Origin of the sequence: Lactiplantibacillus sp. YT640, from assembly GCF_049745435.1 — a bacterium.
Taxonomy (GTDB): domain Bacteria; phylum Bacillota; class Bacilli; order Lactobacillales; family Lactobacillaceae; genus Lactiplantibacillus; species Lactiplantibacillus plantarum.
Genome location: NZ_JBMNVY010000021.1, coordinates 1 through 24,921 on the forward strand (window position 1 = coordinate 1; position 24,921 = coordinate 24,921).

20 protein-coding genes are annotated in these 24,921 nt (G+C 45.7%); 4 read left to right on the forward strand and 16 right to left on the reverse strand.

All coding sequences use genetic code 11. The features are described from left to right. Positions 1-131: 131 nt before the first annotated feature. The 13 genes from ACOV1R_RS11765 to ACOV1R_RS11825 all read right to left on the reverse strand — a co-directional run bounded on the left by ACOV1R_RS11765 (position 132) and on the right by ACOV1R_RS11825 (position 16,314). Positions 132-710 carry a TetR/AcrR family transcriptional regulator gene (locus tag ACOV1R_RS11765; protein WP_003641346.1) on the reverse strand — a complete coding sequence of 193 codons (579 nt, stop codon included), beginning with the start codon at positions 708-710 and terminating at the stop codon, positions 132-134. Positions 711-1,163: 453 nt separating this feature from the next. Beyond that, the gene (rlmD, locus tag ACOV1R_RS11770; protein WP_011101269.1) at positions 1,164-2,537 is read right to left on the reverse strand and encodes a 23S rRNA (uracil(1939)-C(5))-methyltransferase RlmD; all 1,374 of its coding nucleotides are present in this window, start codon (positions 2,535-2,537) and stop codon (positions 1,164-1,166) included. A gap of 333 nt (positions 2,538-2,870) precedes the next feature. Then, a complete protein-coding gene (locus tag ACOV1R_RS11775; protein ID WP_003641344.1) occupies positions 2,871-3,893 on the reverse strand; it encodes a diacylglycerol kinase in 1,023 nt (340 codons plus the stop codon). A 104-nt stretch (positions 3,894-3,997) separates the two neighbouring features. Beyond that, positions 3,998-5,422, reverse strand: coding sequence for an Asp-tRNA(Asn)/Glu-tRNA(Gln) amidotransferase subunit GatB (gene gatB / locus ACOV1R_RS11780; RefSeq protein ID WP_003641343.1), 1,425 nt, complete (start codon positions 5,420-5,422; stop codon positions 3,998-4,000). After that, positions 5,422-6,885 (reverse strand): Asp-tRNA(Asn)/Glu-tRNA(Gln) amidotransferase subunit GatA, encoded by a 1,464-nt coding sequence (gene gatA / locus ACOV1R_RS11785; protein ID WP_015380037.1) that lies wholly within the window; start codon positions 6,883-6,885, stop codon positions 5,422-5,424. The genes gatB and gatA overlap by 1 nt, the downstream gene beginning before the upstream one ends. After that, the gene (gene gatC, locus ACOV1R_RS11790; RefSeq protein WP_003641341.1) at positions 6,885-7,205 is read right to left on the reverse strand and encodes an Asp-tRNA(Asn)/Glu-tRNA(Gln) amidotransferase subunit GatC; all 321 of its coding nucleotides are present in this window, start codon (positions 7,203-7,205) and stop codon (positions 6,885-6,887) included. The genes gatA and gatC overlap by 1 nt, the downstream gene beginning before the upstream one ends. A 40-nt stretch (positions 7,206-7,245) precedes the next feature. After that, positions 7,246-8,421, reverse strand: coding sequence for a CamS family sex pheromone protein (locus tag ACOV1R_RS11795; protein ID WP_054519082.1), 1,176 nt, complete (start codon positions 8,419-8,421; stop codon positions 7,246-7,248). Beyond that, complete coding sequence (gene ligA / locus ACOV1R_RS11800; RefSeq protein WP_003641339.1) at positions 8,418-10,457, reverse strand: NAD-dependent DNA ligase LigA; 2,040 nt, start codon at positions 10,455-10,457, stop codon at positions 8,418-8,420. The genes ACOV1R_RS11795 and ligA overlap by 4 nt, the downstream gene beginning before the upstream one ends. Positions 10,458-10,473: 16 nt before the next feature. Continuing rightward, positions 10,474-12,741 carry a DNA helicase PcrA gene (gene pcrA, locus ACOV1R_RS11805; RefSeq protein WP_003644128.1) on the reverse strand — a complete coding sequence of 756 codons (2,268 nt, stop codon included), beginning with the start codon at positions 12,739-12,741 and terminating at the stop codon, positions 10,474-10,476. A 440-nt stretch (positions 12,742-13,181) separates the two neighbouring features. Beyond that, positions 13,182-14,351, reverse strand: coding sequence for a 5-(carboxyamino)imidazole ribonucleotide synthase (locus ACOV1R_RS11810; RefSeq protein WP_003641337.1), 1,170 nt, complete (start codon positions 14,349-14,351; stop codon positions 13,182-13,184). Between the two features lie 112 nt (positions 14,352-14,463). Then, entirely contained in the window at positions 14,464-15,012 is a 549-nt protein-coding gene (locus ACOV1R_RS11815; RefSeq protein WP_003644127.1) for a DUF2179 domain-containing protein, read from the reverse strand. 22 nt (positions 15,013-15,034) lie between these two features. Next, on the reverse strand, positions 15,035-15,622 hold the full coding sequence (locus ACOV1R_RS11820) for a xanthine phosphoribosyltransferase (protein WP_015380034.1): 588 nt from the start codon (positions 15,620-15,622) through the stop codon (positions 15,035-15,037). Positions 15,623-15,672: 50 nt separating this feature from the next. Beyond that, positions 15,673-16,314, reverse strand: a complete 642-nt coding sequence (locus ACOV1R_RS11825) for a glycoside hydrolase family 73 protein (RefSeq protein WP_015380033.1) — start codon at positions 16,312-16,314, stop codon at positions 15,673-15,675. Between the two features lie 446 nt (positions 16,315-16,760). On the opposite strand from ACOV1R_RS11825, the gene ACOV1R_RS11830 reads away from it, so the two are divergent. Then, positions 16,761-17,735 (forward strand): Gfo/Idh/MocA family protein, encoded by a 975-nt coding sequence (locus ACOV1R_RS11830; RefSeq protein WP_015825313.1) that lies wholly within the window; start codon positions 16,761-16,763, stop codon positions 17,733-17,735. 212 nt (positions 17,736-17,947) lie between these two features. On the opposite strand, the gene ACOV1R_RS11835 is transcribed toward ACOV1R_RS11830, so the two are convergent. Further along, positions 17,948-18,862 (reverse strand): prenyltransferase, encoded by a 915-nt coding sequence (locus ACOV1R_RS11835; RefSeq protein WP_015380031.1) that lies wholly within the window; start codon positions 18,860-18,862, stop codon positions 17,948-17,950. Positions 18,863-19,006: 144 nt separating this feature from the next. Here ACOV1R_RS11835 and ACOV1R_RS11840 point away from each other — a divergent pair, with 144 nt between their 5' ends. The 3 genes from ACOV1R_RS11840 to ACOV1R_RS11850 all read left to right on the forward strand — a co-directional run bounded on the left by ACOV1R_RS11840 (position 19,007) and on the right by ACOV1R_RS11850 (position 21,151). Continuing rightward, positions 19,007-19,984, forward strand: coding sequence for a polyprenyl synthetase family protein (locus tag ACOV1R_RS11840; RefSeq protein ID WP_003644123.1), 978 nt, complete (start codon positions 19,007-19,009; stop codon positions 19,982-19,984). A 189-nt stretch (positions 19,985-20,173) separates the two neighbouring features. Beyond that, a complete protein-coding gene (locus ACOV1R_RS11845) occupies positions 20,174-20,485 on the forward strand; it encodes a hypothetical protein (RefSeq protein ID WP_225914137.1) in 312 nt (103 codons plus the stop codon). A gap of 90 nt (positions 20,486-20,575) precedes the next feature. After that, a complete protein-coding gene (locus ACOV1R_RS11850) occupies positions 20,576-21,151 on the forward strand; it encodes a L,D-transpeptidase family protein (RefSeq protein WP_024002627.1) in 576 nt (191 codons plus the stop codon). 205 nt (positions 21,152-21,356) lie between these two features. Here ACOV1R_RS11850 and cydC read toward each other — a convergent pair whose 3' ends face one another. Then, on the reverse strand, positions 21,357-23,117 hold the full coding sequence (gene cydC, locus ACOV1R_RS11855; RefSeq protein ID WP_064578307.1) for a thiol reductant ABC exporter subunit CydC: 1,761 nt from the start codon (positions 23,115-23,117) through the stop codon (positions 21,357-21,359). Beyond that, positions 23,117-24,850 (reverse strand): thiol reductant ABC exporter subunit CydD, encoded by a 1,734-nt coding sequence (gene cydD, locus ACOV1R_RS11860; protein WP_015380030.1) that lies wholly within the window; start codon positions 24,848-24,850, stop codon positions 23,117-23,119. Before cydD ends, cydC begins: the two co-directional genes overlap by 1 nt. Positions 24,851-24,921 lie beyond the last annotated feature (71 nt).

Consider the following 24,921-nt stretch of genomic DNA (forward strand, 5'->3'; position numbering starts at 1 on the left):
AAGTTGTGGTGACTATATTTTACAAGGACTCAGGCTGTGAGTCTTCTTTTTGATCATTTGTTGCACTTCAATTGTAAATTCGTCCTATAAAAAAACGGCTATCTGCTAAGATAGCCGCACTGAATCTTAAATTATTTTTTCGTCTTATCAGCAGGTAAGTGTGTCTGGTCAATCGCTAACTGCATCACCTTCGTGAACCGTTCATCAAGTTCAGTCCCCTGCATCTTAAAGAAGCCGCCAATCTCTTGGATAATGAATCCGAACAACGTGGAACGGTACAAGGTATTCTCCACCCGCGCCGAATCATCCAATTGTAATGGTTTAAACATATCCTGGTATAACTGCACAATTGCTTTACGAGACCGTGGGATTCTTAGGTTATCATTTAAGTCAAGTAATAACGGTGCCAACCCCCGATGCTGGTTGCAGGCCGCCCGGAATTCTTGAGCAAATGCCATCAAAGCCTCATCACCGTCAACGTCTGAGATTGTTTCAGTTAAACGATCCGCAACATTTTGAACAAATTGGAGGCCAACCTGATCTAATAAATCACTCAAGCTATCAACATAATTATAAATCGATTGCGGCCGCACATCCAAAACTAACGCTAAATCCCGAATTGTTAATCCGTTAATTCCCTTGCTTTCAATTAACTGATTAGCTGTTGCTAATACTTTTGCCTGTGTCAGTGTTCTTCTCTTTACCATCATGCTCCCCCATTTATCGGTTTATTTCGTTTATCATTATAACCCAAACTGGTCAAAAACCGAGATGAAATACATACTTTTATCAAAAGTAATACAATTGATGGTTTTTGTGGGTGTTTTTTGACCAATAAATACAATTATTTAATTTAATACGCTAAATTTGACTCAAACAGCTCCAGTGAACTAGTTTACAGCAATTACAGCGCATTATTTATTAAATTATTTAAAGCAATAATTATAATTATCAATAAACTGTTTTATTAGCCGATTCTAAATGATCTGTCTATTAAAATCGGACGAATTCAAATCAATATCAGCGCTTAAAAACGGTTATTTTGTGCTTCTAATTCAAAGTTAGCCCTCAAGCTGAGTAAAAAAGTGTGTTGGTTGCCCGACAAATAATCAGGCACCCAACACACTTTTCATAATTTCATTAATAATCCAGTTTTAAAATGCTTATTGTTCGCGTTCTAACACCGTTACCGATTCAATATGTGGTGTTTGTGGGAACTGGTCCACGGGTTGGACTGGGGCACTAATATGGTAGCCGTATTCTGCAAACCGTTGGACGTCTCGAACTAAGGTTGATGGGTTACAACTAATGTAAACCACCCGTTTAGGCGCCATTTCACCGGCACTCTTGATAAAGTCGGCGTCCAAGCCCTTACGTGGCGGATCAACGACGATCACGTCCGGCTTAACGCCATCTGCTTGCCATTTAGCCATGGCTTTTTCAGCGCTATCCAAAACAAAGGTCGCGTTCGTAATACCATTCTTATCCGCATTCTGCCGTGCGTTATCGATGGCTGCTGGCACGATTTCAACACCATACACTTGCTTGGCATGTTGGGCCATTGTTAACGAAATCGTTCCGATACCGGAATAAGCATCGATCACTGTCTCATTACCCGTCAAACCAGCTTGATCAATGGCTAACTGATAAAGCTTTTCGGTCTGTTGTGGGTTCACTTGATAGAAGGACTGGGCTGAAATGGCGAATGTCAGGCCCAGTAACTGATCATCGATAGTGGCCTTACCAGCTAACACGTTGTTAACTGGCCCTAAAATCACGTTAGTCTTCTTAGAATTAACGTTTTGAATCACACTGACAACTTCAGGTAACGCTGCTTGAATCTCTTGTGTGACCACGTCAGCCATTGGTAAGTGTTTCGTTCGCGTCACAATAACAACCATCATCTCATGGCTGTAATACCCACGCCGCACCATGATCGTCCGAATCGTCCCACTATGATGGAATTCATCGTAGGCTGCCTCATGATATTTCCGTAAAATGTCGCGCACTACCACGATAGCCTTATCAATTGCAGGATCTTGAATATAATAATCTTCAATTGGCATCAATTGATGACTGTTCTTCTTGTAAAAACCAGTCGTTAGTTGTCCTTGGACTTGTCGTACGGGTACTTGGGCCTTGTTCCGATACTGCGTCGGGTTGGCCATACCAATCGTTGGTAAAACTTCGACATCATCCATGTGGACCTTTGCAAATAATTCGGCCACCTGGTGCTGTTTAAACTTCAATTGTTCACTGTATTCCAAGTGTTGTAGTGGTGCAATCCCGGTTTGACGATAAACGCGCCCTTTAGGATTAACCCGATGAGGACTCACTTGGTTAATCTTTTCCACATCACCAAACGCAAAGTTCTTCGTCGTCTTCGTGACCTTGACCGTAATTTTTTCTTCTGGCAATGCATTTTCGATAAAGATTGGGTAATTATCGACTTTAGCAACACCCATACCCTGATAGGTTAAATCCATGATAGTGACGTCTAAAACTTCACCCTTGTGCACTGGTAAATTAACTTTCATTTGTTTCCTCTTGCTTTCTTTGTTAGTGACTTATTATTTTTTAGTTACTGCCTGGTAGCCACTGCTCCGGGCAGCGAATGATATGGCCATTAATACTGCCACACTTGGCAGTGTCGTTAACATTTACTGATTAAACATGCTATTCAAATTGCTTACTGTGAGTGTCAAAACGCGCGAATTTGAGCTGTCTCATGCTTTGCACCACTGACAAATCATTGCTAAACCGACAAACGATTAAATCGTCAGGCAATGCTCAATCGTGTCCCTGTGACGGTAACACTTTTAAAAAAATTACCGTCCACCATTGTATCGGTAAACGGTAATTTAAGCAAGTTATTCTGTTTTTTCGTCGTCCTCAGTTGCAGCTGGCAACTGATCAACAGCTGAGACAAAGTGTCGCTCAGCGTCTTCCAACTCTGGATCCGTATCCGTGATTGCCTCATCGGGGATCCGATCCGTATCGGCAAACATTTCGATATGTTGCTTCAAATTCCGGAACGTCATCGGTGCATCACCACCGTACTCCCCATCCAAGTTGATCATTAAGCGATCCTTGTCAGCTGGTTTGGCGACGACCTTGCTCGTCTTCACATAAATAATGCTTGGATCATTGATATGCTTGCCACCATTGAGCACTAATGTCATTAAGTGAAGCATTTTAGCAAGGTTGCTCGTCTTCACAATAATCATGGTAAATTTACCATCATCTAATGACGCGTCCGGCACTAACTGCTCAAAGCCACCAACTGAATTAGTCAGCGCTAAGAAAAACATCGAAGCCTTGCCCTGATAATGACCACCATCATATTTCAAATCCATCTCAACTGGTTTTACTCGTGGTAATAACTCAGCACCCTTGGCTAAGTATGCCGCGTACCCAAAAATCGACTTCAATTGTGATGGTACGTCATAGGTCAGCTCCGTTAACATGCCCCCAGCCGCAATGTTAATGAAATACTGTTCACCAGCCTGACCGATATCCATCTTAACCGTCTGGTTCTTTAGGACTACCTTGGCCGCCGCAACCGGATCATTGCGCGGAATCCGCAGTGCCCGGGCATAATCGTTGGTCGTACCCGCCGGAATAATAGCCATCTTAGGTCGCCGCTTTAACCCGGCTAACCCGTTTACTACTTGATTGATGGTCCCATCACCACCAGCTGCTACAATCAGTTCAAACCCGTCCTTGGCACAACGTCGCGCTTCATCAGCCGCCGAATTAGGGGCGGGCGTCGTTGCGAACGCACTGGTCTCATAACCAGCTTGTTCAAAGATACCAAGAATTTCAACTAAATCGTGGGCCAATGCCTCACGTCCAGAAGTCGGGTTATAAATAAGTCGTGCCCGTTTACGCATGTTTCCTATTCCTCCGCTCACACGGTCAAGCGTTCAGCGTCTCATCTCTACCCCAACGCTGGACATGCATCAATCGAGGCTCAACACCTTATCGACCAACGCTTCTACCGTGCTTTTAATGATGTCATTAATAGTTGGTTGACGACTTTCGGGTTAGCTTGACCACGTGTCTTCTTCATGATTTGACCCACGAGGAACCCAACGGCCCGGTCTTTCCCGTTCTTAAAGTCATCAATTGATTGTTGATTATTATCCAATACGTCGTCAACGATTGGTTGTAACTTCGCCGGATCAGACAATTGGACTAAGCCCTTGTCGTTGACCCATTGGACAGGTTCTGAGCCCGCCATAATGGCCTTAAAGACCTTCTTAGCAATCTTACTTGAGATGGTTTCATCTGAAATCATCTTGATCATCCCAGCTAAGTTAGTTGGCGTTAAGTCAGTCGCTAACAAATCAACTTTATGCTCGTTCAAGTACGCGTTAACGTCCCCTTGCAAGTAGTTTGAAGCTAATTTAGGATCCGCACCTTCAGCAACGGTTGCATCAAAGAAGTCAGACATTTCCTTAGTTTGGGTCAACACACCCGCATCATAAGCAGTTAAACCAAATTCATTGATGTAACGTTCACGCCGCGAACCAGGCATTTCTGGAATGGTCTTCTTAACGGATGCAATCCAGTCATCATCGATATCGACTGCTGGAATATCAGGTTCTGGGAAGTAACGGTAATCATCGCTACCTTCCTTGACCCGCATCAAGATCGTTTGGCCCGTTGTTTCATCAAAACGCCGCGTTTCTTGTTGGATCTTGCCACCCGCCATGAGAACTTGTTGTTGGCGTTGTTCTTCATATTCTAACGACTTGCGCACGTAGTTGAAGGAGTTCAAGTTCTTCATTTCGGTCTTCACACCATACTTGTCGGAACCGGCCGGCCGAATTGAAATGTTAACATCGACCCGCATTGAACCTTCTTCCATCTTAACGTCCGAAACGCCCGTAAATTGGATCCGTTGCCGCAACGCTTCACAGTAAGCATAAGCTTCTTCTGGGGAGGCAATGTCAGGCTTAGAAACAATTTCAATTAGCGGTGTCCCTTGCCGGTTCAAATCGACATAGGAATAGTCGTTTTCATGGGTGTTTTTCCCGGCATCTTCTTCAATATGCATCTCTTCGATACCGATTTTTTTCTTTTTACCATCAACTTCGATTTCAATCCAACCATCATGCGCAATTGGTTTTTCATGTTGCGTAATTTGGTAGGCCTTCGGGTTATCCGGGTAAAAATAGTTCTTCCGGTCAAAGTACGTGTGATGTTCGATTTCAGCATGTAAAGCCGTTGCTGCTTTAATCCCAGCTTCGACCACGCCCTTGTTAGGCGTTGGCAATACCCCCGGATACCCCCAGTCGATCACGTTCGTGTTGGCATTTGGTTCGGAACCAAATTGCACGGGTGAAGGACTAAAGATTTTTGAGTTCGTTTTTAATTCAACGTGGACTTCCAAACCAATCGTGGTTACAAAATTCATTAGTTAGCACCTCCGACTTTCGGGGTTTGCTTGTAAACTTGCGTTGCTTGTTCAAAGGCATAGCCCGCTCGATACATTGTGCTTTCATCAAACGCCTTACCAATTAATTGCAAGCCAACTGGTAACCCGTCTGCAAACCCAGCTGGTACTGACATTCCTGGTAACCCAGCCAAGTTGACTGGAATCGTCAAGACATCGTTCATATACATCGTAATTGGATCAGATAATTCGTCACCCAACTTAAAGGCCGGTGTTGGTGCAACTGGTCCCATAATCAAATCGTAATCTTCAAAGACCTTATTAAAGTCATTGATAATCATCGTCCGAACTTGACCAGCTTTGTGGAAGTACGCATCGTAATAACCAGCTGACAAGGAGAAGGTCCCTAACATAATCCGGCGCTTAACTTCATCACCGAAGCCCTCGGAACGACTACGGACATAGACATCTTCCAAATTCTTAACATCGTCAGCCCGGAAACCATAACGAATCCCGTCAAACCGTTGTAAGTTTGAAGAAGCTTCTGAAGACGCAATGATGTAATAAGCAGCCACACCGTAGCGACTGTTTGGTAAGGAGACTTCTTCAACCGTAGCACCTAAGTCTTCAAACTGCTTGACTGCTTGTTGAATGACTTCACGAACTTTAGGATCGATCCCGTCGCCCATGTATTCTTTTGGTAACCCAATCTTCATACCCTTGATATCACCCGTCAAACCAGCCGTAAAGTCTGGTACAGTTTGTTTGGATGACGTGGTATCATGCACATCGTTACCTGCAATCATATTCAAAGCGGCCGCGTTATCCTTGACTGTCCGTGTCATTGGGCCAATTTGATCTAATGAAGATCCAAAGGCAATCAGCCCCCAGCGTGAGACCCGACCGTACGTTGGTTTCATACCGACAATTCCGTTAAATGATGATGGTTGCCGAATCGAACCACCCGTATCAGAACCGAATGCAACTGGCACTTGTCCAGAAGCCACTGCGACAGCTGAGCCACCTGAAGACCCACCGGGCACCCGGCTGATGTCCCAAGGATTACGAGTGACATGGAACGCCGACGTTTCAGTTGACCCTCCCATGGCAAATTCATCCATGTTGGTCTTACCAACGATCAACGCGTTGCTTGCTAATAGTTTGTCAACCACCGTGGCATTATAGACCGGCACGAAGTTTTCCAACATTTTAGAAGCCGCCGTCGTCGTTAGGCCCTTCGTCACAATATTATCCTTGACTGCCATCGGAATCCCAGCAAAAACGTTGTTCGCGTCGATGCCATTCTGATCCAAAGCAGCCGCCTGTTGTAAGGCCTGTTCTTCATTTAAATTCAAGAACGCCCCTAGCTTAGGGTCAACCTGATTCATATTCGCAAAAGTGGCCTTCGCTAGTTCCGTGGCACTGATCTTCTTGGCTACCAAGTCAGCGTGTAGACTAGTTAGATCTTGGTCGAAATAAGTCATTATTCACCGTCCCCACTTTCATCAATAATTGCTGGCACTTTGATCAAGCCATTGGCCGTTTCTGGGGCATTCTTCAGCAATGCTTCCCGGAGTGCTTCATCACTCTTAACTGCCACGTCTTCACGTAGCGTATTCGTATGATCACTCATCCGTGACGTAACGGGTACACCCGTGGTATCAACTGTGCTTAATTCTTCGAACATGCCGATAATTTTTTCTAGTTGCGGTGTGAACATCGCTAATTGGTCTGGTGTAAACTCCAATTTGGCTAAGCTCGCCACGTGTTGCACTTGTTCGGCATTAATTCGTTCTTCAGCCATCAGATTTCCTTCTTTCTCAAATCTTACTCAATATTATTGTTTAATCGTCGCCCTGGTCACTAAAGACATGGGTGTAATACGAACTACCCTTCGCCGTTCTGGCTAAGAAGCTTTGAATGTCACCATTGGCACTCTTAACCGTAATTTCAACCGGTACACCAGATGGCAAGTACCGTTTAGCAGCCGTTGCTAAGTACTGCGTGAAACTGATGATTTCCGTTTCGCTGTAGAACTTAGTCGTGATGTTGACACTTAATTTACTCAACGATTTGTCCTTGTAATGAGCATTCGCCGTTACGCCAGACAAGTTCGGGAAGAAATTCTGCACGTGGGACTTAAACTGACTAAAGTCCGACTCATCATTACTATTCGCACCTGAGTTCTTTGACTCAGAGGTCGCTGGGAAGACATAATTCTTCCAATTCAACGACGTCCAGTTTGAGATCGAAGTGGAGCCGTTCTTAGAAACCGCGTAGGCAATCATGTCGCCCCCAACTAAACTATCATTCGAAGACTGCTTATAGAGTGCCAAGACAATCGGCACATTCTTCAAAGCTGAACGTTGCCGCAACCGCTGTAAGACAGTATTCGCCATCTTCTTACCTTGCGCCGTTAACTCAGTCGTTGAGATGTCCGTTTCGTATGTTGCCCCATATTCGACCTTAGTATAATAATCGGCCGAGTTCATTCCCAAGCCAATCGTGACCCCGCCAAGCGATAACTTACTACCATTTTGAACCATATAATCTTGTTCTTCAAGCTGTTGTAAGTAAATCGGATTCCGAGTATTCGGATCCTTCTTACCGTTATTCTCTGGGTTCAAGCCCTCCGAATTGCTGCTTGATTTCCGTCCGAGCCAATTTTCAACTGTCGATGAGCTCAAATACTGCCCTTCTTGAAAGACATACTTACTCGTTGGAAAGACCTTTTTAGACACGTCCAATAAGCCACTTTCGAAGCTCTTCAAATTCATGACGTTATCATTTTGCGAAACGACCACGCCTCGCGACTTACTCGTCCGATAACGGCCATTTTTGATGACGCCTTGATAGAACTCACTATCAGCAGTTCCAGTGGTGGTCGTTGTTTTCGTTCCGGTCGTTGTGGTGCTACTACTAGTCGACCCAAAGGACGAATTCTTTAAATTACCGCAGGCGGCTAGAACAATGGCAGCTACTGCCACTAAGCCAATCGTGCGTATGCGTTTAACATTCACGCTTGTGCATCCTCCCTCATTGTTTCGCTGAACCGGGCTTCATCCCATACAGTAATGTCCAGCTGCTGTGCTTTTTGCAACTTGCTTCCGGCATCGCTACCTGCAATCACGAGATCCGTCTTTTTAGAGACGCTTCCCGTAACCGTGGCGCCGTGAGCTTGTAGCCATTGAGTCGCATCTGGCCTCGTAAAGCTTTCCAGCTTACCAGTTAACACGACCCGCTTGCCTGCAAACCAACTGTTACTATCTTCTGCCACGGTGGCACTAGGGCCTTGATAAGTGGTATTCACGTTGACTGCTTGCAATTCGCGGATGAGTGTATGAACTTCGTCGCTCTCAAAATATTGAACCACTGCGTTCGCAATCACATCGCCCATCGAATCGATCGCCGCAATCTCTTCTTGGCTAGCTGCCATCAACGCCTCAATCGTCCCAAAATGCTGCGCGATTAACCGCGCCACTTTAGCACCAACGTGCCGAATACCAAGACCGAACAATAACCGTTCAAGTGAATTATCACGGCTACGGTCAATTGCTGTCAAGAGCTTTTCAGCAGATTTATCTTTTATTTTATCTAATGTTAACAGTTGTGCCTTAGTTAATCGGTACAAACCAGCAACGTCACTAACCAGCCGATTTGCATAGAGTTGCGCAATGATTCGTGGTCCCAAGCCATCGATATTCATGGCATTGCGAGAGGCAAAATGAACCAGCCCTTCTTGGACTTGTGCTGGACATTTCGGGTTAATACACCGTAAAGCCACTTCGTCTTCCAAATGAACCAGCGGCGCCCCACAAGACGGACACGTGGTTGGAATAACTAATGGTTGCGCATCCTTGGGTCGTTTGGCTAAATCAACCGATGAAATTTCCGGAATAATATCGCCAGCCTTGTGTAGCAAGACCGTATCACCGATGCGGACATCTTTGGCCGCCACGTAATCGGGATTGTGTAACGAAGCCCGCGCAACCGTCGTCCCAGCTAGTTGAACGGGTTCCATAACCGCAGTTGGCGTAACGACTCCTGTACGGCCAACGGTCCATTCAACATCCTTTAAAAGGGTCGGCTGCTCATCAGGTGGAAACTTAAAGGCAATCGCCCATCGTGGCACCTTGACTGTCGCTCCTAGTGAGCGTTGCAGCGGTAACGGGTTAGCTTTGATCACGATGCCATCAATGCCATATGCTAATTCTGGCCGTTCATTTTGATAATGGTCAATGTAACTAAAGACATCGGCCATCGAATGGGCCACCTTAAAGTCAGGATTGATGGCAAAACCAAGATCTGCGAACTCCGTTAACATGTCACTCTGCGTACGGGCGGTTAACGGTTCGTAGTCGGCAATGTTATACATAAACGTGCTGAGCTGTCGTTCCGCCACGACTCGTGAATCTAGCTGCCGTAACGTACCGGCCGCAGCATTGCGTGGATTCGCAAAGACTGGTTCTCCCGCTGCTTCTCGGCGTTCATTCAAGGCAGCAAACGCTGCCTTAGGCATATAACATTCCCCACGTACATCGATCGTCAGTGGTCGGGTCAACCGTTGTGGAATCGACTTGATTGTCTTAATATTAGCCGTAATATCTTCGCCAACCGTACCGTTACCCCGCGTGGACCCTTGAACGAGCACCCCATCTTCGTAACGTAACGACAGCGCTAAACCATCAATTTTCAACTCACAATTATAATCGACTGGATGACCAACGTTTTGTTCCAAGCGATCAACAAACTCTTGTAACTCAGCTTGTGAAAAGACGTCGCCCAATGACAACATCGGAATCTCATGGGTCACTTTATCAAAGCCTGCTTTAACCGTTCCACCAACTAATTGCGTCGGTGAATCCGGTGTAACGAGCTGTGGAAAAGTTTGTTCGAGTTCGACCAACCGTTCATACTTTTGATCATACACACTATCTTCAACGTTCGGCGCATCTTCGTCATAGTACTGCCGACGCCATTCATTTAACGTTTGCCGTAAAGCAGCCGCTTCATCAGCCGCCTGCTCAACCGTCATTGTGTTGGGTTTGTCCGCCATCAGCCAGTCCTCCTAACTAGTCCTGTACTTTTTGGATCGGTGCAAATGCGGCTAATAACCGCTTGATTCCTTCAGATTTGAAAGCAATGTCTAGTTCAGCATCTTCACCAGCACCGGAGACCTTCACGACCGTTCCGGTTCCCCACTTACGATGCTTGACTTTATCACCGATCGACCAACTATTCTTGTCAGCACCCGTGCCACTAGCCTTCTTGACCGTGGCCCGCGTCCCCACTGGATTCTTTTTATATGAAGGTGTAAAAGCACGCCGTTCACGATCCGCACCAAATGGAACTTTAGGACCAGTGCTACTTGCACCATCCAACGTATTTTCATTTTTGAGTAATTCTGGTTCGATTTCTTCAACGAAACGGGAAGCCGGATTATTCTGCCGCCGACCGTAAAGCATCCGTGAGTATGCATTGGTCAAGTACAGCTTCTTCTCAGCCCGCGTAATCCCAACGTATGCTAACCGCCGTTCTTCTTCCAGCTCGTCTTCATCCATCATTGCCCGGGACAGTGGGAAGATACCTTCTTCCATCCCAATCAAGAAAACAACCGGAAATTCTAGCCCCTTCGCTGCATGTAACGTCATCAGCGTCACGGCTTGGGGTTCTTCCTCAACGTTATCCACATCCGAAACCAGTGCTAAATCCGCTAAGAAGTCCACGAATTTGTCACTATCTTCATCTTCAGGTTGATAACTATCATCGAATTGTTTGGTGACAGACAAGAATTCTTCAATGTTTTCGATACGGGCTTGTGCCTCTAACGATTTCGTTGCCTTAGCATCTTTCAACGCCTTCATGTAACCCGTGCGGTCAAGAATCTCTTGTGTTAAATCCGTCACGGATAAGTATTCCCGCATAGCGCGCAATTCATTCATTGTCGCTGCAAACTTCGCTAAAGCACCCTTCGCTCGTGCTGAAATGCCATTAGCCATATCAACATTGCTAGCTGCTTCCAACATGGAATAACCCGCTTCATCCGCGAACAACCGCAATTTTTCAACACTCGTTTGACCAATGCCGCGCTTAGGTTCATTAACGACCCGTTCAAAGTTCATTGAATCTTGATCGTTCACTGCCAAAGTCAAGTAGGATAAGACGTCCCGAATTTCTTTACGGTCATAGAACTTATTACCACCGACCATTGTATAGGGGATGTTCGCCTTAACGAGTGACTCTTCCATTACCCGGGATTGTGCGTTCGTCCGATAAAGGATCGCAAAATCGCCGTAGTCCATTTTGTCCTGCTGCATGCTTTCTTGAATCTTGGCAATGACAAAGTGAGTTTCATCACTTTCACTCTGACCACGATAATAAGAAATCTTGTCACCCGGTTCATTCTCAGTCCATAATTTCTTCGGCCGCCGCGTTGAATTATTGTTAATAACTGCATTAGCCGCCGACAAAATTGTCTTTGTCGAACGATAGTTTTGCTCCAACATCACCGTGTCAGCTTGCGGATAATCCTTTTCGAAATCGAGAATATTTTCCATGTTGGCACCCCGCCAACCATAGATGGATTGATCCGCATCCCCAACTACACACAAATTTTTATATTTGTCAGCTAACAAGTTGACTAACGTATACTGTGCGTTATTAGTATCTTGATATTCATCCACGTGAATATAATGGAATTTGTTTTGGTACCACGCCAGCGTTTCTGGATTCTGCTTGAATAATTGAATCGTCAGCATGATCAGATCATCAAAGTCAACGGCTTGATCAGCCGCTAATTCACGTTGGTATTGCAAATAAACGTCTGCCACGACACTCTCAAAGGGACTGGCAGCCGATTCTTTATACATCTCCGGCGTTTGTAAGTCATTTTTCGCATTTGAAATTGCGGATAAGATTGACCGTGGATCAAATTTTTTCGAATCGATATTTTGTTCCGTCAAGATTCGTTTGACTAAGGTCCGTTGCTCGCTAGTGCCGGCGATTGTGAACGCTCGGTTATACCCGATTTGTTCAATGTCACGTCGTAAAATTCGGACACACAGGGCATGGAACGTTGAGACCCAGACCTCCTGCGCCGATTCACCTAACAGCTTACCAACCCGTTCACGCATTTCGCGTGCGGCCTTGTTCGTAAACGTAATCGCTAAAACATTCCAGGGGTTGACCCCTTGCTCTTCAATTAAATAAGCTACCCGGTGCGTCAATACACGGGTCTTCCCCGAGCCCGCACCGGCCATAATTAGTAGCGGTCCTTCTGTGTCTAAAACGGCTTCTTGCTGCTTGTCATTCATTCCTGCCAATAGGCTTTCTTTCGACACGCTGTTCGCCACCCTTTCTAAAAATCAGTCACCAAACATTATAGCAAATTTTGGCCGTGATTGCTGTACTTTAAGGTCAGCATCTCATACAAAAATCGCGGTTTTTCCATTGTCAGTGACACCTATGTTAATTTTACAACTTCTACTATTCACGGGAAACGAATTGACGGCAATATTGCGTAACTTTAAGTAATTTTGAGACTCCCTCAATTTCTAACCAAAATACCCGCCACGCCAATCTCAACGATTCCCCCTCAGATAACCGTATCTCGCCATTTGGCTGGCTTCTCCCCAACCGCTAAAAAAATCCAATTCACAAAATGAATTGGATTTCGAACTTTATTTATTCACGACGGTTACCCATAATAGCTGGTCACCCGGTGCGAACAGTACGATTAGTTTAACCGTAATAATCCGTAAAACTAGGTTCTGATCATACACTACTCAGCTTCAGGTTCATTATCAGCCGGCGTCGTTTGCCCAAACTGCCAAATACTTGTGTCTTCGATCTGTTCGAGTGCTTCTTTAACACTTGGTGCTTCGACTAGCACGTGGCCAGCGACTGGTGCCCGGTGCGCTTGTAACAACGTTCGGTGATAGAAATTAAAGAACCAGTTCGTCTTAATCTGCCACTGCGTGCGAATGCCACTCTCCTGAGCCGGTGTAAAGTAAGCAGCAACCACGGGCATCAACTGCTTGACTGGCATTAACGGCAGTCCCGCAATTGCTCGCAAGTGTTGTTCTGCCATACTAATATTCGTAGCACGTTCGAAGACATAACCCGCCTGATGCATCGCAGGGACAATCCGCTTCACGTATAAATTACCACTCTTCGTTAAGAAGAAGGCAACTTCAAAGACACCCGTATAACTCAAGTTATCACTAATTTCCTTTGTGATCCGCAGCATTTCGTCATTCACAGCTGAATCAATTTGAGCTGGCACAATCGAGGCAACTAGCTCATGATTACGATACCGGTTTTCAACGGTTGGGAAGAAAGCTGTCGTATCACCACTCTTAGCGCCAAAAACGGAGAGTTCCTTATCATATGGAATCAATGACTCTAACAAGTATGTGCCCCAATCCAACAGATCAGCCGCCTTGACAATATCCGTCTGCGTCTTAATGACCAGTTGCCGATTTTGACCCAAGCCCTTTTGAATCGGCTTCAAAATACTAGGATATCCAATTGACCCGATCGATTGATAAACATCATCCAAACTGACAATTGTCGCTGACGGTGCTACATTCAAGTTAAGTTGGCTGAAAAACGCCCGTTCCAAAGAGCGGTCCTGTGTAATCTCAAGCGCATCGGCGCCTTGTGGAACCCGGGTATGGGCCGCCAAAAAATTAATGACCGACGCATCAATGGTTTCCGACTCGTAAGTCACCATATCACAACGTTCTGCGAAGTTCTGTAACTGTTGTTGATCATTGAGGGCCCCGACAACGCGAAAATCTGCCAGTTCCATGGTCTCAGTATTTTCGTTATCGCCGTATACCCCGACATTGATGCCAGCATTACGCGCGGCAATTACTAATCCAACACCATTAGTACTACTTCCAATAATGCCAAGCGTACCACCTGGGTTTAAAATCGAGTTGTCCACTTCAGTCCCTACTTTCCTATGCTTTAAATAATTATAATCTGATTATTGAATTATTTTAACGCTCATTATCCTGTAACAATCATACTTGCTGACACGCACAGTTGCAAGTTTATCACTGCTTTTTTCGGCGAGCATTGCGTCGCTTAACTCGCTTGAGCCAAAAGCCACCGGAGATATAGCGTGGTTCATACGCAATCACAAACGCATTGGGCGCCGCGTCTTTGATCAGGCCATACAGCCGCCGTTCGTTCTTCCGTGGGGCCAGAATTTCCAGTTCTAGCCGCTCACCTTCTAAGCCATAAGCAGCGTGTTGTGTGACCCCAAAGCCATTTTCACGGAGCACTCCCGGTAACGACGACTTGGGATCAGGTAAAATGACTGAAATCATTGTATACCCTAACGCTAATCGATCTTCAATTACCATCCCAACATACACCCCGACACCGTAACCTAACGCGTATACGACTAAATTAATCGGATTATTGAGACGATTTAAGACCAATGATAATCCTAGCACATAAATCGTAATCTCAATGACACTTGCAAAAGCTGCAAAATACCGATAACCCCGCATTACAAGCAAAAAACGTACGGTGTTTAACGTAATGTAAGCAAAGTTGATGATGAAAATAAGGACTAGCATCCCCATGTCAATGTGCATCACAATCCCCCGCTTTCTTAACTTAAGCCTGGGTGTCCTCCGATGCAAAGTGCACCCGGTCACCATCAAATGACGTAATCTGTGCTAGTGATTCTAAACGGACACCCCGATCAGCAATCAGTTGATGACCCGTTTGGAAGACTTTTTCAATCACAATACCGACACCCGCAATTTTTACGTGCGCTTTATCACAGATTTCAAACATCCCTTGAACCGCCTGACCATTGGCCAAAAAGTCGTCAATTAACAAGACTTTGTCATCCGCCTGTAAGAACTTCTTGGCAATCGAGATGTGGTTAGACGTCTTCTTCGTGTAAGAATAAACTTCGGCTGTATATAAATCATCAATTAACGTGACTGATTTGTGCTTACGTGCGAACACAACGGGCACGTGCATTGCTAACCCCGCCATGACTGCCGGCGCAATTCCTGATGATTCAACCGTCAAGATTTTCGTTACACCCGCATCTTGAAACAAGTGGGCAAATTCCGTTCCCATGGCAAACATCAGGTCGGGATCAACTTGGTGATTCAAAAAGCCGTCCACTTTCAATACTTCACCGGGAAGTACCCGGCCATCTTTCAAAATGCGTTCTTCAAGTTCTCGCATAGTACCCTCCTAGAATTATAAGCGACATTGAAATACTGCTATTAATTTCATTACTTTCTATCATACCGTTGTAAGTCATATTTTTGAATAATATTAATTAATTTTTGTGCATAACTTGGATCAGTCGCATATCCAGCCGTCTGCAATGCTTGCGCAGCTGTCTGATAATCAGTTGCCTTAATCACCGCAGCGTAGTGCTGAGAATCCCAAGTCGTTCCGTACGCCAATTTCTTGGCATGATCGACCAGCGAAGCGTGCCAGCTATCATAAACGGCGAAGCGCCGTTTGACCGTATGATAGGCCCCGTCATAATACTCCTGCGTCGTCATGAGCCGTCCCGACGTGGACTTAACCCCAAATAAATTATTATTCTCTGTCGCATTGGTACTTTGTCCCCAATCCGATTCCAAAATCGCCTGACTTAGCGTGATACTAGCCAGCACGTGGTATTGCTGATCAAGCTGTTGCGCAGCTGGTACTAGCTTTTTAATAAATGCCGCATGCGTTGTTGTAGGTGCTGTCGCCGTAACCCGCGACTTAACCGCCCAATTATGCTGAATATACCAAACCATCCCCACCATCGCCGCCAACACTAATAAGATATTGACCCACTGAAGGCGGCCCTTCTTCACAAATAATTGTGTCTTTGTCCGTTGCTTCCGGCGCGATTTTCGCCGCTTACCCGCCATCATAGCCGCCTCCTTTCTGGTAATTACCTTACAGATTACACCTGTTCATTTATCATGAATTAGGATTAAAACATGCTGGTTTCTTAGTTCAAAGCTGCCAGCTTAGGCCCGCTGTAAAAAGTTCGAGTTAGCGTAAACGTGCTTAGAATAAGACTCGTATTTGAGATGAAGCGGCTTGGGCGTTAGCTCAAATCGACATCGGCTGCGTTCCAGTAATTGTCACCCGGCCCCGAAAGTCGGCATAAGACGCGCACGTGCTGACGAATAAGAATCCAACTAACCAACATGTTTTAATTCTAAGTAAGCCTAAATCGCAATGAGCATCGGTCATATTACACTCTATTTTACCGACTTTTGAATTAATTTTACATGATTATTGGGCGCCAATTCCTTATTTTTTTGCTAAAATGTAAGTGGTCACATTCGATTAATCCTAGGAGGAACCTATAATGTCGAAAACTTATCGCTGGGCCATTGTTGGCCTTGGTAACATCGCGCACAGTTTCGTTAAATATTTTGATCAACCTGACGGAGAAATCTACGCCGTTTGCTCACGTTCGCAGGAAAAAGCTAACGCCTTTGCTGCCGAACACAACATTCCCAAAGCTTATGGTAATTTAGACGAGCTACTGGCTGATGAACAAGTCGACATCGTTTACGTGGCAACGCCCCATAATTATCACATTGACACGATTTTACCCGCCTTACGTGCTGGCAAACACGTCCTCAGTGAAAAGGCCATCACAATGTCTAGTACCCAACTCGCAATCGCCAAGGAAGTGGCTGCTAGCAACCACCTTATCTTAGCGGAAGCGATGACCCTGTATCACATGCCATTATACGAGAAGCTCCATGATTTTGCGGCAGAACGTCATCTTGGTGATCTGAAAATGATCCAAGCTAGCTTTGGTAGTTTTAAAGAACCAGACCCAACTAATCGCTTCTTTAATCCCGACCTTGCCGGCGGTGCTTTACTGGACATTGGTGTCTATGCCCTAGCCTTCGTGGAAGAATTCTTGACTGCTAAACCATACATTACCGGAACAACCATGCACCGATTCAGCAGTGGCGTCGATGAATCTTCGACAATCACGTTACGAAACGCCAATGATGAACTGGCCACCGTTGCCTTAACGTTCCGAGCTAAAATGCCTAAACGCGGTATCGTCGCGTATGAGAATGGTTACTTTACCGTTGATACCTATCCACGTGCCGACAGTGCCACTTTCACCGACAGCGAAGGCCATACTGAAACCATCACAGCCGGCGATAGCACTAACGCCATGAATTACGAAATTGCTGACATGCAAAAAATGGTTGCTGGCGAATTACACAACACGAGTCTTGCTAAAACGACTGACGTTATGGATATCATGACTGCCGCTCGTGCACAATGGGACTTCCGCTATCCATTTGAAAACTAGTTATGAATAACATCTTTATGTAAATTAAAAAAGCTTAGATACCGTGTGTTTTTTCACACGATATCTAAGCTTTTTTTACCCCCGTGAAATACCATTGAAAAACCCTAAGCCATAAAATCAGAAAGCCAGCTTGGACTCGCTGGGAAAAATACTGCTTAGTATCAACTTGGTTAGTTGGCGCTTTCTCAAAGCCATACTCGTTTATTGAAGGACTAGTTAAAAATCAGTCCTAAGCCCATGAAAACGATAAATGAAAGACAAATCAACGTTGCGTTTTTAATTGAAATCGTGAAAGTTTCTCGTTTGACCTGTTTGTGCAAGAAGACCCGCGTATTTTTCCAAACTGGAATAATACTGAGCAACGTTAGTAAACTAAACTTTGGCAGCACACCCATCAAGACCGCGATCACCAGACAAGCATAACCAGCAACGTAACTCCATGCAAATACCTGAAGCATCACCGGTTTGCCAAGGTAATACAAAATCGTGTGTCGGCCTAACGCAATGTCCTCGTCCATATCACAAATATTATTAGCTAACATAATGTTAAAAATTGCAAAAATGGCCAGACCTGACGCAATTAAAACAGCCAGCGTTGACTGCCAAGTAATGGCTGCCGTGTCATACGTATTAATAAAGACGGCAATCCAGAAGATCATAAAGCCCATCGTAAAGCCCGAGAAAAATTCGCCAAACGGGCCTTGTGAAATTGGCTTCGGACCGCCAGCGTAAAAGTAACCGACCGCATATGAATATAGCCCCATCCACAACAACGGCAACCCGGTTTGTGTTACTAACCATAGTCCGATAATCAATGAGATTCCGGCTAAACCAAACGTAATCGTCCGGGCCTGACCAATGGAAATCTGGTTAACACCGACCACATTAGTCTCTTGCAAAAATTCTTGATTGTCGTCATTACGTGGCGCGTGTAGGAAGTCTTGGTAATTATCATTCGCATTAGTCGCCATATGAAAAAGTGAAGATGCAATGAAAAATAGCAATAAATAACCAAGATGTAACTGATGATAATTATAATAGGCGTACATACTCCCCAAAACGAACGGTAACACGCTCGCAATTAATGATTTAATTTCAACAAATTCAAGAAACACTTTTGGTTTCAATGATTTACACCATCCTTTTGTTTGACAACGAAACAAGTTATTTGTACCTTTAATATAGATTGTATTTTAGAATGTGACTGGCTGCAAGTGTTGGCGTCAAAACGTCCCGGAGCCATCTCTCAAATAAAGCGGGGTATTTTGATTATGATGCAAACCATTTGGCAACCGGAAAGTCTTGTCGCAAAGGAGCTAGCAGCGCTGAAGCCGTATCTAGCTACTAACGTAAAAATTGATAACGCCGCCATTAATGACCGCGTACACGACTTACTCGCTGCGGGTGGTAAGTTTTTACGCCCGGGCTTCTTTTACTTGTTTAGTCAATTTGGACCGGATCATAACACGGCCCGGTTACGTGCTGGCGCAGCGGCTATGGAACTACTACACGTGGCAACACTGATTCACGATGATGTAATTGATGAATCGCCAGAACGCCGCCATGTGACAACGATCCACCAAGACTACGGTCAACGTAATGCTATTTACGCCGGTGATCTGTTGTTTACCTGCTATTTCGATCAAGTCCTGATTGCTGCCAAGACAGCTGACGACGTTAAAATCAATACTGCGGCGATGCGAGCCATCCTCCAAGGCGAACTGGATCAAATGGCACATAACTTCGATCCGACGACCACGGTCGATGACTACTTGGCAATTGCTCGTGGCAAAACGGCCCGTCTGTTCAGCCTCAGTTGTGAACAAGGTGCCCACTTCGCGGGTGCCGACGCAAGCGTCGTTAAACTAGCGCAACAGATTGGTGAAAGGATGGGGTTAGCCTACCAGATGTTAGATGACGTCCTTGACTACGCCGGTGATGAGGCCTTAACTCAAAAGCCGGTGCTTAATGACTTACGGGACGGCGTTTATTCACTGCCACTTATCTACGCCCTGACCGCTGAACCACAATTGGCCGAACAATTACCCCAACCCGGCGACCACATCAGTAATGAACAGCTACTGACAATTCGCGATCAGGTCATTGCTTTGGGGGGCGTTACCCAGGCACAACAATTGGCTACTCACTATACCAAAACCGCACTGAACCTAATCGATCAGCTACCAACTGGTGAAACACAACAAACTTTACGCCGGCTAGTGACTGAATTACTGGTTCGCAACCATTAATACACAAATTAAATCAGCGCGTCAAAGTAACCTATTACTCTGACGCGCTGTTTTTTCAGCTACAACCATTACTCACCCTACACCGCCGCGATTTAGTCAAAATTGTTATCCATTCCGCCGAGATAAATAGTATTATAGTGTTTGTATAAAAATTGTAATAACGGGGCTATTTTTACTAGGAGGGGTTTCATGAAAAAGATTGTTAATTGGTTGCTGGGGAGCGTACTAATGATCGCAGCGGTCACAATGCTAAGTTCAGTATCTGCGAATGCCAGCACTTACTATCATCGCACGCCAACGCGGGCAACGGCTAGAAAGGCCTATTATACGACCGATACCAAATCACATACCTTTAGGGCTAATGGTAATTATAATCGTTGGACATTCAGGGCCAATCATGATTTGAAGAACTATCGCAACACCGTCTGGACAACGACTCAGCAAACTGATATTATCATGCACGGCAAAAAGGTTCGTTACTACTGGGTTCACAATAGCTAGAATGGGGCCACTGGCTGGATTTGGAGTGGCTACTTAAAGCCAGTTAAAGCCAAAGCTGCCACCCCATCCGAAGCAACACTCGTCTCCAGAATGCGCGTGTCCAAAAAGGCTCAGCAAATCGTGACGGTCATTCAAAATGGCTCATCCACGGCCACTCTTAAACTTTGGCAAAAAACCAATCGCGGCTGGAAGAATACACTAACTTCCGCAAGTCGCATCGGGGCCGCTGGCATCGGCAATTCTCACGAAGGCAGCAGTACCACACCCAAAGGCGTTTATCACTTAAGCTTCGCATTTGGTAAAGCTGCCAGTGCAAGAACTAGTGGTATGGCCTATCGACAGATCAACCGGAAATCTTACTGGATTGAAGATCCACATGACCGGCAATATAACACTTGGCAGAACCGAAACTGGGCCAATAATAAGAACGAGCATCTGATCGATTACACGAAGGCCGCGCCCCACAATCAGTATCAATTAGCGATTGTGATGGACAATCACGGTCAGCATAATGGCTCGGGCTTCTTTATTCACGTCAAGAATCAATGGGCAACGGCTGGTTGCGTCTCAATCAATTACAATGATGTACGGACCTTACTCAGCCGCTTAGGCACGAAAGCCTACGTGGTCGACGTTCAGAATCGGGCACAATTACAAAATTACTAACAGGTTAAATCATAACCTGGCGATTAATTGCATATAAAAAGGACTTGGTCACAGCGACCAAGTCCTTTTTACGCTCTAAATCGGCGGTGTAATCAGTAATGGTCATCATGACCACTACATTCGTAGGCTGAATACCCATTCAGCGCAGTAATTAAAAGTCTGTTTCACAAGCCCAAGGTGCACGTGAAGACTGCTATCAACCGGATTACCGATCATTGTTCGCATCATCACGCCCTTGATCCAAATCATAAAGGCGTTTAAACCGCGGTGCGTTCGCATACAATTCGCTCGGCGTACCGGCCATATCGAATTGACCATCTTCCAAGAAGCGAACTTGGTCGACATGGTTGACCCCGGCCAAATGGTGCGTGACCCACAGAATCGTCTTATCATGCAAGACCCGGAACACCGTGGTCAGCAAATGGGCCTCGGTAATCGGATCAAGACTAACTGTCGGTTCATCTAAAATGATGATGGGCGCATCTTGTAATAAGATGCGGGCTAGCGCGAGCCGTTGTCGTTCGCCACCAGAAAAGCGCGCACCGCCCTCTTCTACAACTGTCTCGTAATCATCGGGGAGCGTGTCGATCAAGGGCGCTAACTCGACTGCTGCTAGTGCGGCTTTAACTTGTTCGTCAGTCGCTTGCAAGTTACCCATCCGCACATTGTTCATAATCGTGGTATTGAACAAGTACGGCTGCTGATCCAAGACGCCGAATAACTGGGCGCGCTCATTTTGTAACCGTGTGATGGGCACATCATTCAATTGAACCGTCCCACTATCCGGTGTCAGGTCACCTAAAATCAGCTTGAGCAAGGTACTCTTTCCCGTTCCGGAAGGTCCTAGCAGGGCTAACTTTTCACCGGCTTTTAAAGTCAGATTCAAACCGTCAAAAATCGCGTGACCACCTTCCGCATATTTAAAGTCAAGGTCCGCAATACGCAATACTTGAAATGGCTCCGTTAAGACTGTCTGATCGTGTTCATCTTCAGGCGTGGTGTCTAAGGCGTTGACTCGTTTGATTGACCGTTGATAACTTGGCCACTCACTAACACCCTGACTAACAGACTGCATGGCATCGACCAACGGGAATACGGAGAGGACAAACGCCGCAATCCAATTGGAACTAGCCGCATTCGTTGTCCAGTAAAAACTACTCCAGATCAAGAGCGCCAAACAAATCACCCCGAAAATGATCTGAATCGTAAAATCTCGCCACCACTGAAAGCGATGGTCCTGTTTACGAAGTGCCGCAATTGCTTCGATAGGCTGGGTTTGCCGCTCATAGAAATCCGTTTGACGTCCGGCAATCAACCAATCACCGAGCCCCATTACCGAATCAGTCAGCTGCGTATAAAAGCCCTGTTGAATCTGACGACTGCGTGATTCACGAGCACCATTCAGTAAGACCGACCATAGCGGCATTATCACAACGACCAATCCTAACATCAACAACATCAATAGCCCGAACCACCAGCTAAAGTAGCCCAGACCAATCACAATCACTAGCGTCATCAACCAGGCAATCACCGTTGGAAAAACGGTCCGTAAATATAAATTTTCAATATGGTCAATATCGTCAGCTAAAATGCTCAGGACATCACCAGTCTGGAAATTTTGGCGAATCGCTACGGCGTGCTTGGCGACGGATTGGTACAGTTTCTTACGAAAATCTGACACGATCCGTAGCACCCAGTTATGACTCGTAATTCGCTCCGCATAGCGAAAGGCAGGCCGACCAATCCCAAACGCTCTCGTTAGAACGATTGGCACATAAATCATCAGAATATTATACGGGTGTCGTGCGGCTTTACTGATCAAGTAGCCCGAGTTGAACATCAGCGCTGAACCGCAGAAAAATGTCATTAGACCCAAAAACAGCGTCAGGGCTAGTAACTTTTTATACTTGCGCAAATACGGCATGACCCAAGTATCATTTTTAAAAGTTGCCAAAAAATCTTTCATTAGATCGCACCTACCATTTCATCACGTAACCGAACGTACGCCCCGTCATGCGCGGCCAATTCCGTCGGTGTCCCTTGTTCAACGATTTCCCCATGATCCATCACTAACACGTAATCCATCTGATTAATCCAGTGTAACCGGTGAGTCGCAAAGAAAACTAAGTGATTATCAAGTACGGGTAAAATCGTCGTTTTCAGTTCCGCTTCAGTTTCAATATCCAAGTGGGCAGTTGGTTCATCAAATAACAGAACTCGCCGCGAGTCGTCAAGAAAGGCCCGCGCCAAAGCAATCCGTTGCGCCTGACCACCACTGACACCACGGGAGCCTTCACCAATCGCCGTATCCAACCCCGCTGGTAACGTTGCAATCCAGGCCGTTAATCCGGCGTTTTCAGCAGCTCGTTCAATCGCTTGACGTGAAGCGTCTGGCTGATAAAAAGCGATGTTCTCTGCTAACGTTGCATGGAACAGATATGGGTTTTGCGGAATGTAGAAAAAGCTCTGCTGCCAGGCGTCCTGGCTCAAATGCGAGACTGTTTTCCCGTTGACTTGAATTTTACCCTGATCAGCGACCGGGGTTAGAAAGCCACCTAACAAATTGATCAAAGTTGATTTGCCGGATCCGGATGCCCCAATAATCCCGATCCGTTGGTAACCATGCACATCAATATTAATGTGTTTTAAGGCCAGCTGATCATCATCATACTTAAAATCAACGTCATGTAAACTTAACGTACTATCACTTTGCCATTGCACAGGCTGAGTACCGAGCTGTTGACGTTCAGTTGGCACCGGCAAAGCTAGCATCTTCTGGACATCCGCAAACGCATTCTTGCCATTTAAAGTGGCATGATAATCATTAGCAAATGTTCGTAATGGCAAGAAATAGTCTGGCGATAAGACCAAAATAACCAACGCTGGTAGCAACGTAATCGTGCCGTTAATCAAACCAAAACCAAGGAAGACCGCGACAACCGCAATCGATAAGGTCGTGAAGAAATCCAAGGCGAAAGTCGATAACATCGCAATCTTGATGACCGCCATCGTTTGTTTACGATAACCTTCACTAACCTGATAAACGTTGTCAGCGTACCGTTTGCTCAGTCCTAACTGCTTCAAGGTCGGTAAACCGCGCAGCGTATCAACGAAGTGATTAGACATCCGTTGATAGCCCACGTACTGCTTATCCGCTTTAGCTTGAGCGGCATAGCCCAAAATAATCATAAATAGAATAATTAATGGAAAAATTGCCAGTAGAAAAAGGGCCTCACGCCAACGCAACCACGCGATGTAAATTAAAATGATCCACGGGATAACCATCATGTCGATTACTTTAATCACAACCAACATTAAGTATGTCTGAACTTTATCGATACCTTCAAGCGCTGTCGTCACCACGTTACCAGTCCCAGTCTTAGCTACATAACTTGGGCCGAGTTGGTATAACTTCTGCATCACTTTACGCCGCAAGTCACCCGTCGTCTGTTCGACTAACGGGTACATCACACGATTTTTAATGACGACCAGTAACTGCCGTCCGACCCAAGCTAATGCGAACCATAGCATGGGCTGACTGATCGACGCCAATGAATGCAAGTGCCACAGTCCAACAATCGCCACTGATAGATAGTAGGCCTGAAAGACAATACAAATACCCTCGACGATGGCCAGTAACCCTAAAATCGTGGCTGCTCGGCGCATCCCTGGTAGTTTAAATAATGCCGGATCAAACACATTCGATCACTCCCTACTTAAAATGAACGGGGTCGCACCCTGGCACTTGGCCAAGGTCGCGACCCCGTTGG

Excerpts from the sequence above, each read along its gene's own strand:
- ACOV1R_RS11765 (WP_003641346.1), bottom strand. The coding sequence starts at position 710 with ATGATGGTAAAGAGAAGAACACTGACACAGGCAAAAGTATTAGCAACA.
- rlmD (WP_011101269.1), bottom strand. The coding sequence starts at position 2,537 with ATGAAAGTTAATTTACCAGTGCACAAGGGTGAAGTTTTAGACGTCACT.
- ACOV1R_RS11775 (WP_003641344.1), bottom strand. The coding sequence starts at position 3,893 with ATGCGTAAACGGGCACGACTTATTTATAACCCGACTTCTGGACGTGAG.
- gatB (WP_003641343.1), bottom strand. The coding sequence starts at position 5,422 with ATGAATTTTGTAACCACGATTGGTTTGGAAGTCCACGTTGAATTAAAA.
- gatA (WP_015380037.1), bottom strand. The coding sequence starts at position 6,885 with ATGACTTATTTCGACCAAGATCTAACTAGTCTACACGCTGACTTGGTA.
- gatC (WP_003641341.1), bottom strand. The coding sequence starts at position 7,205 with ATGGCTGAAGAACGAATTAATGCCGAACAAGTGCAACACGTGGCGAGC.
- ligA (WP_003641339.1), bottom strand. The coding sequence starts at position 10,457 with ATGGCGGACAAACCCAACACAATGACGGTTGAGCAGGCGGCTGATGAA.
- ACOV1R_RS11815 (WP_003644127.1), bottom strand. The coding sequence starts at position 15,012 with ATGCACATTGACATGGGGATGCTAGTCCTTATTTTCATCATCAACTTT.
- ACOV1R_RS11820 (WP_015380034.1), bottom strand. The coding sequence starts at position 15,622 with ATGCGAGAACTTGAAGAACGCATTTTGAAAGATGGCCGGGTACTTCCC.
- ACOV1R_RS11825 (WP_015380033.1), bottom strand. The coding sequence starts at position 16,314 with ATGATGGCGGGTAAGCGGCGAAAATCGCGCCGGAAGCAACGGACAAAG.
- ACOV1R_RS11830 (WP_015825313.1), top strand. The coding sequence starts at position 16,761 with ATGTCGAAAACTTATCGCTGGGCCATTGTTGGCCTTGGTAACATCGCG.
- ACOV1R_RS11840 (WP_003644123.1), top strand. The coding sequence starts at position 19,007 with ATGATGCAAACCATTTGGCAACCGGAAAGTCTTGTCGCAAAGGAGCTA.
- ACOV1R_RS11845 (WP_225914137.1), top strand. The coding sequence starts at position 20,174 with ATGAAAAAGATTGTTAATTGGTTGCTGGGGAGCGTACTAATGATCGCA.
- ACOV1R_RS11850 (WP_024002627.1), top strand. The coding sequence starts at position 20,576 with ATGCGCGTGTCCAAAAAGGCTCAGCAAATCGTGACGGTCATTCAAAAT.
- cydC (WP_064578307.1), bottom strand. The coding sequence starts at position 23,117 with ATGAAAGATTTTTTGGCAACTTTTAAAAATGATACTTGGGTCATGCCG.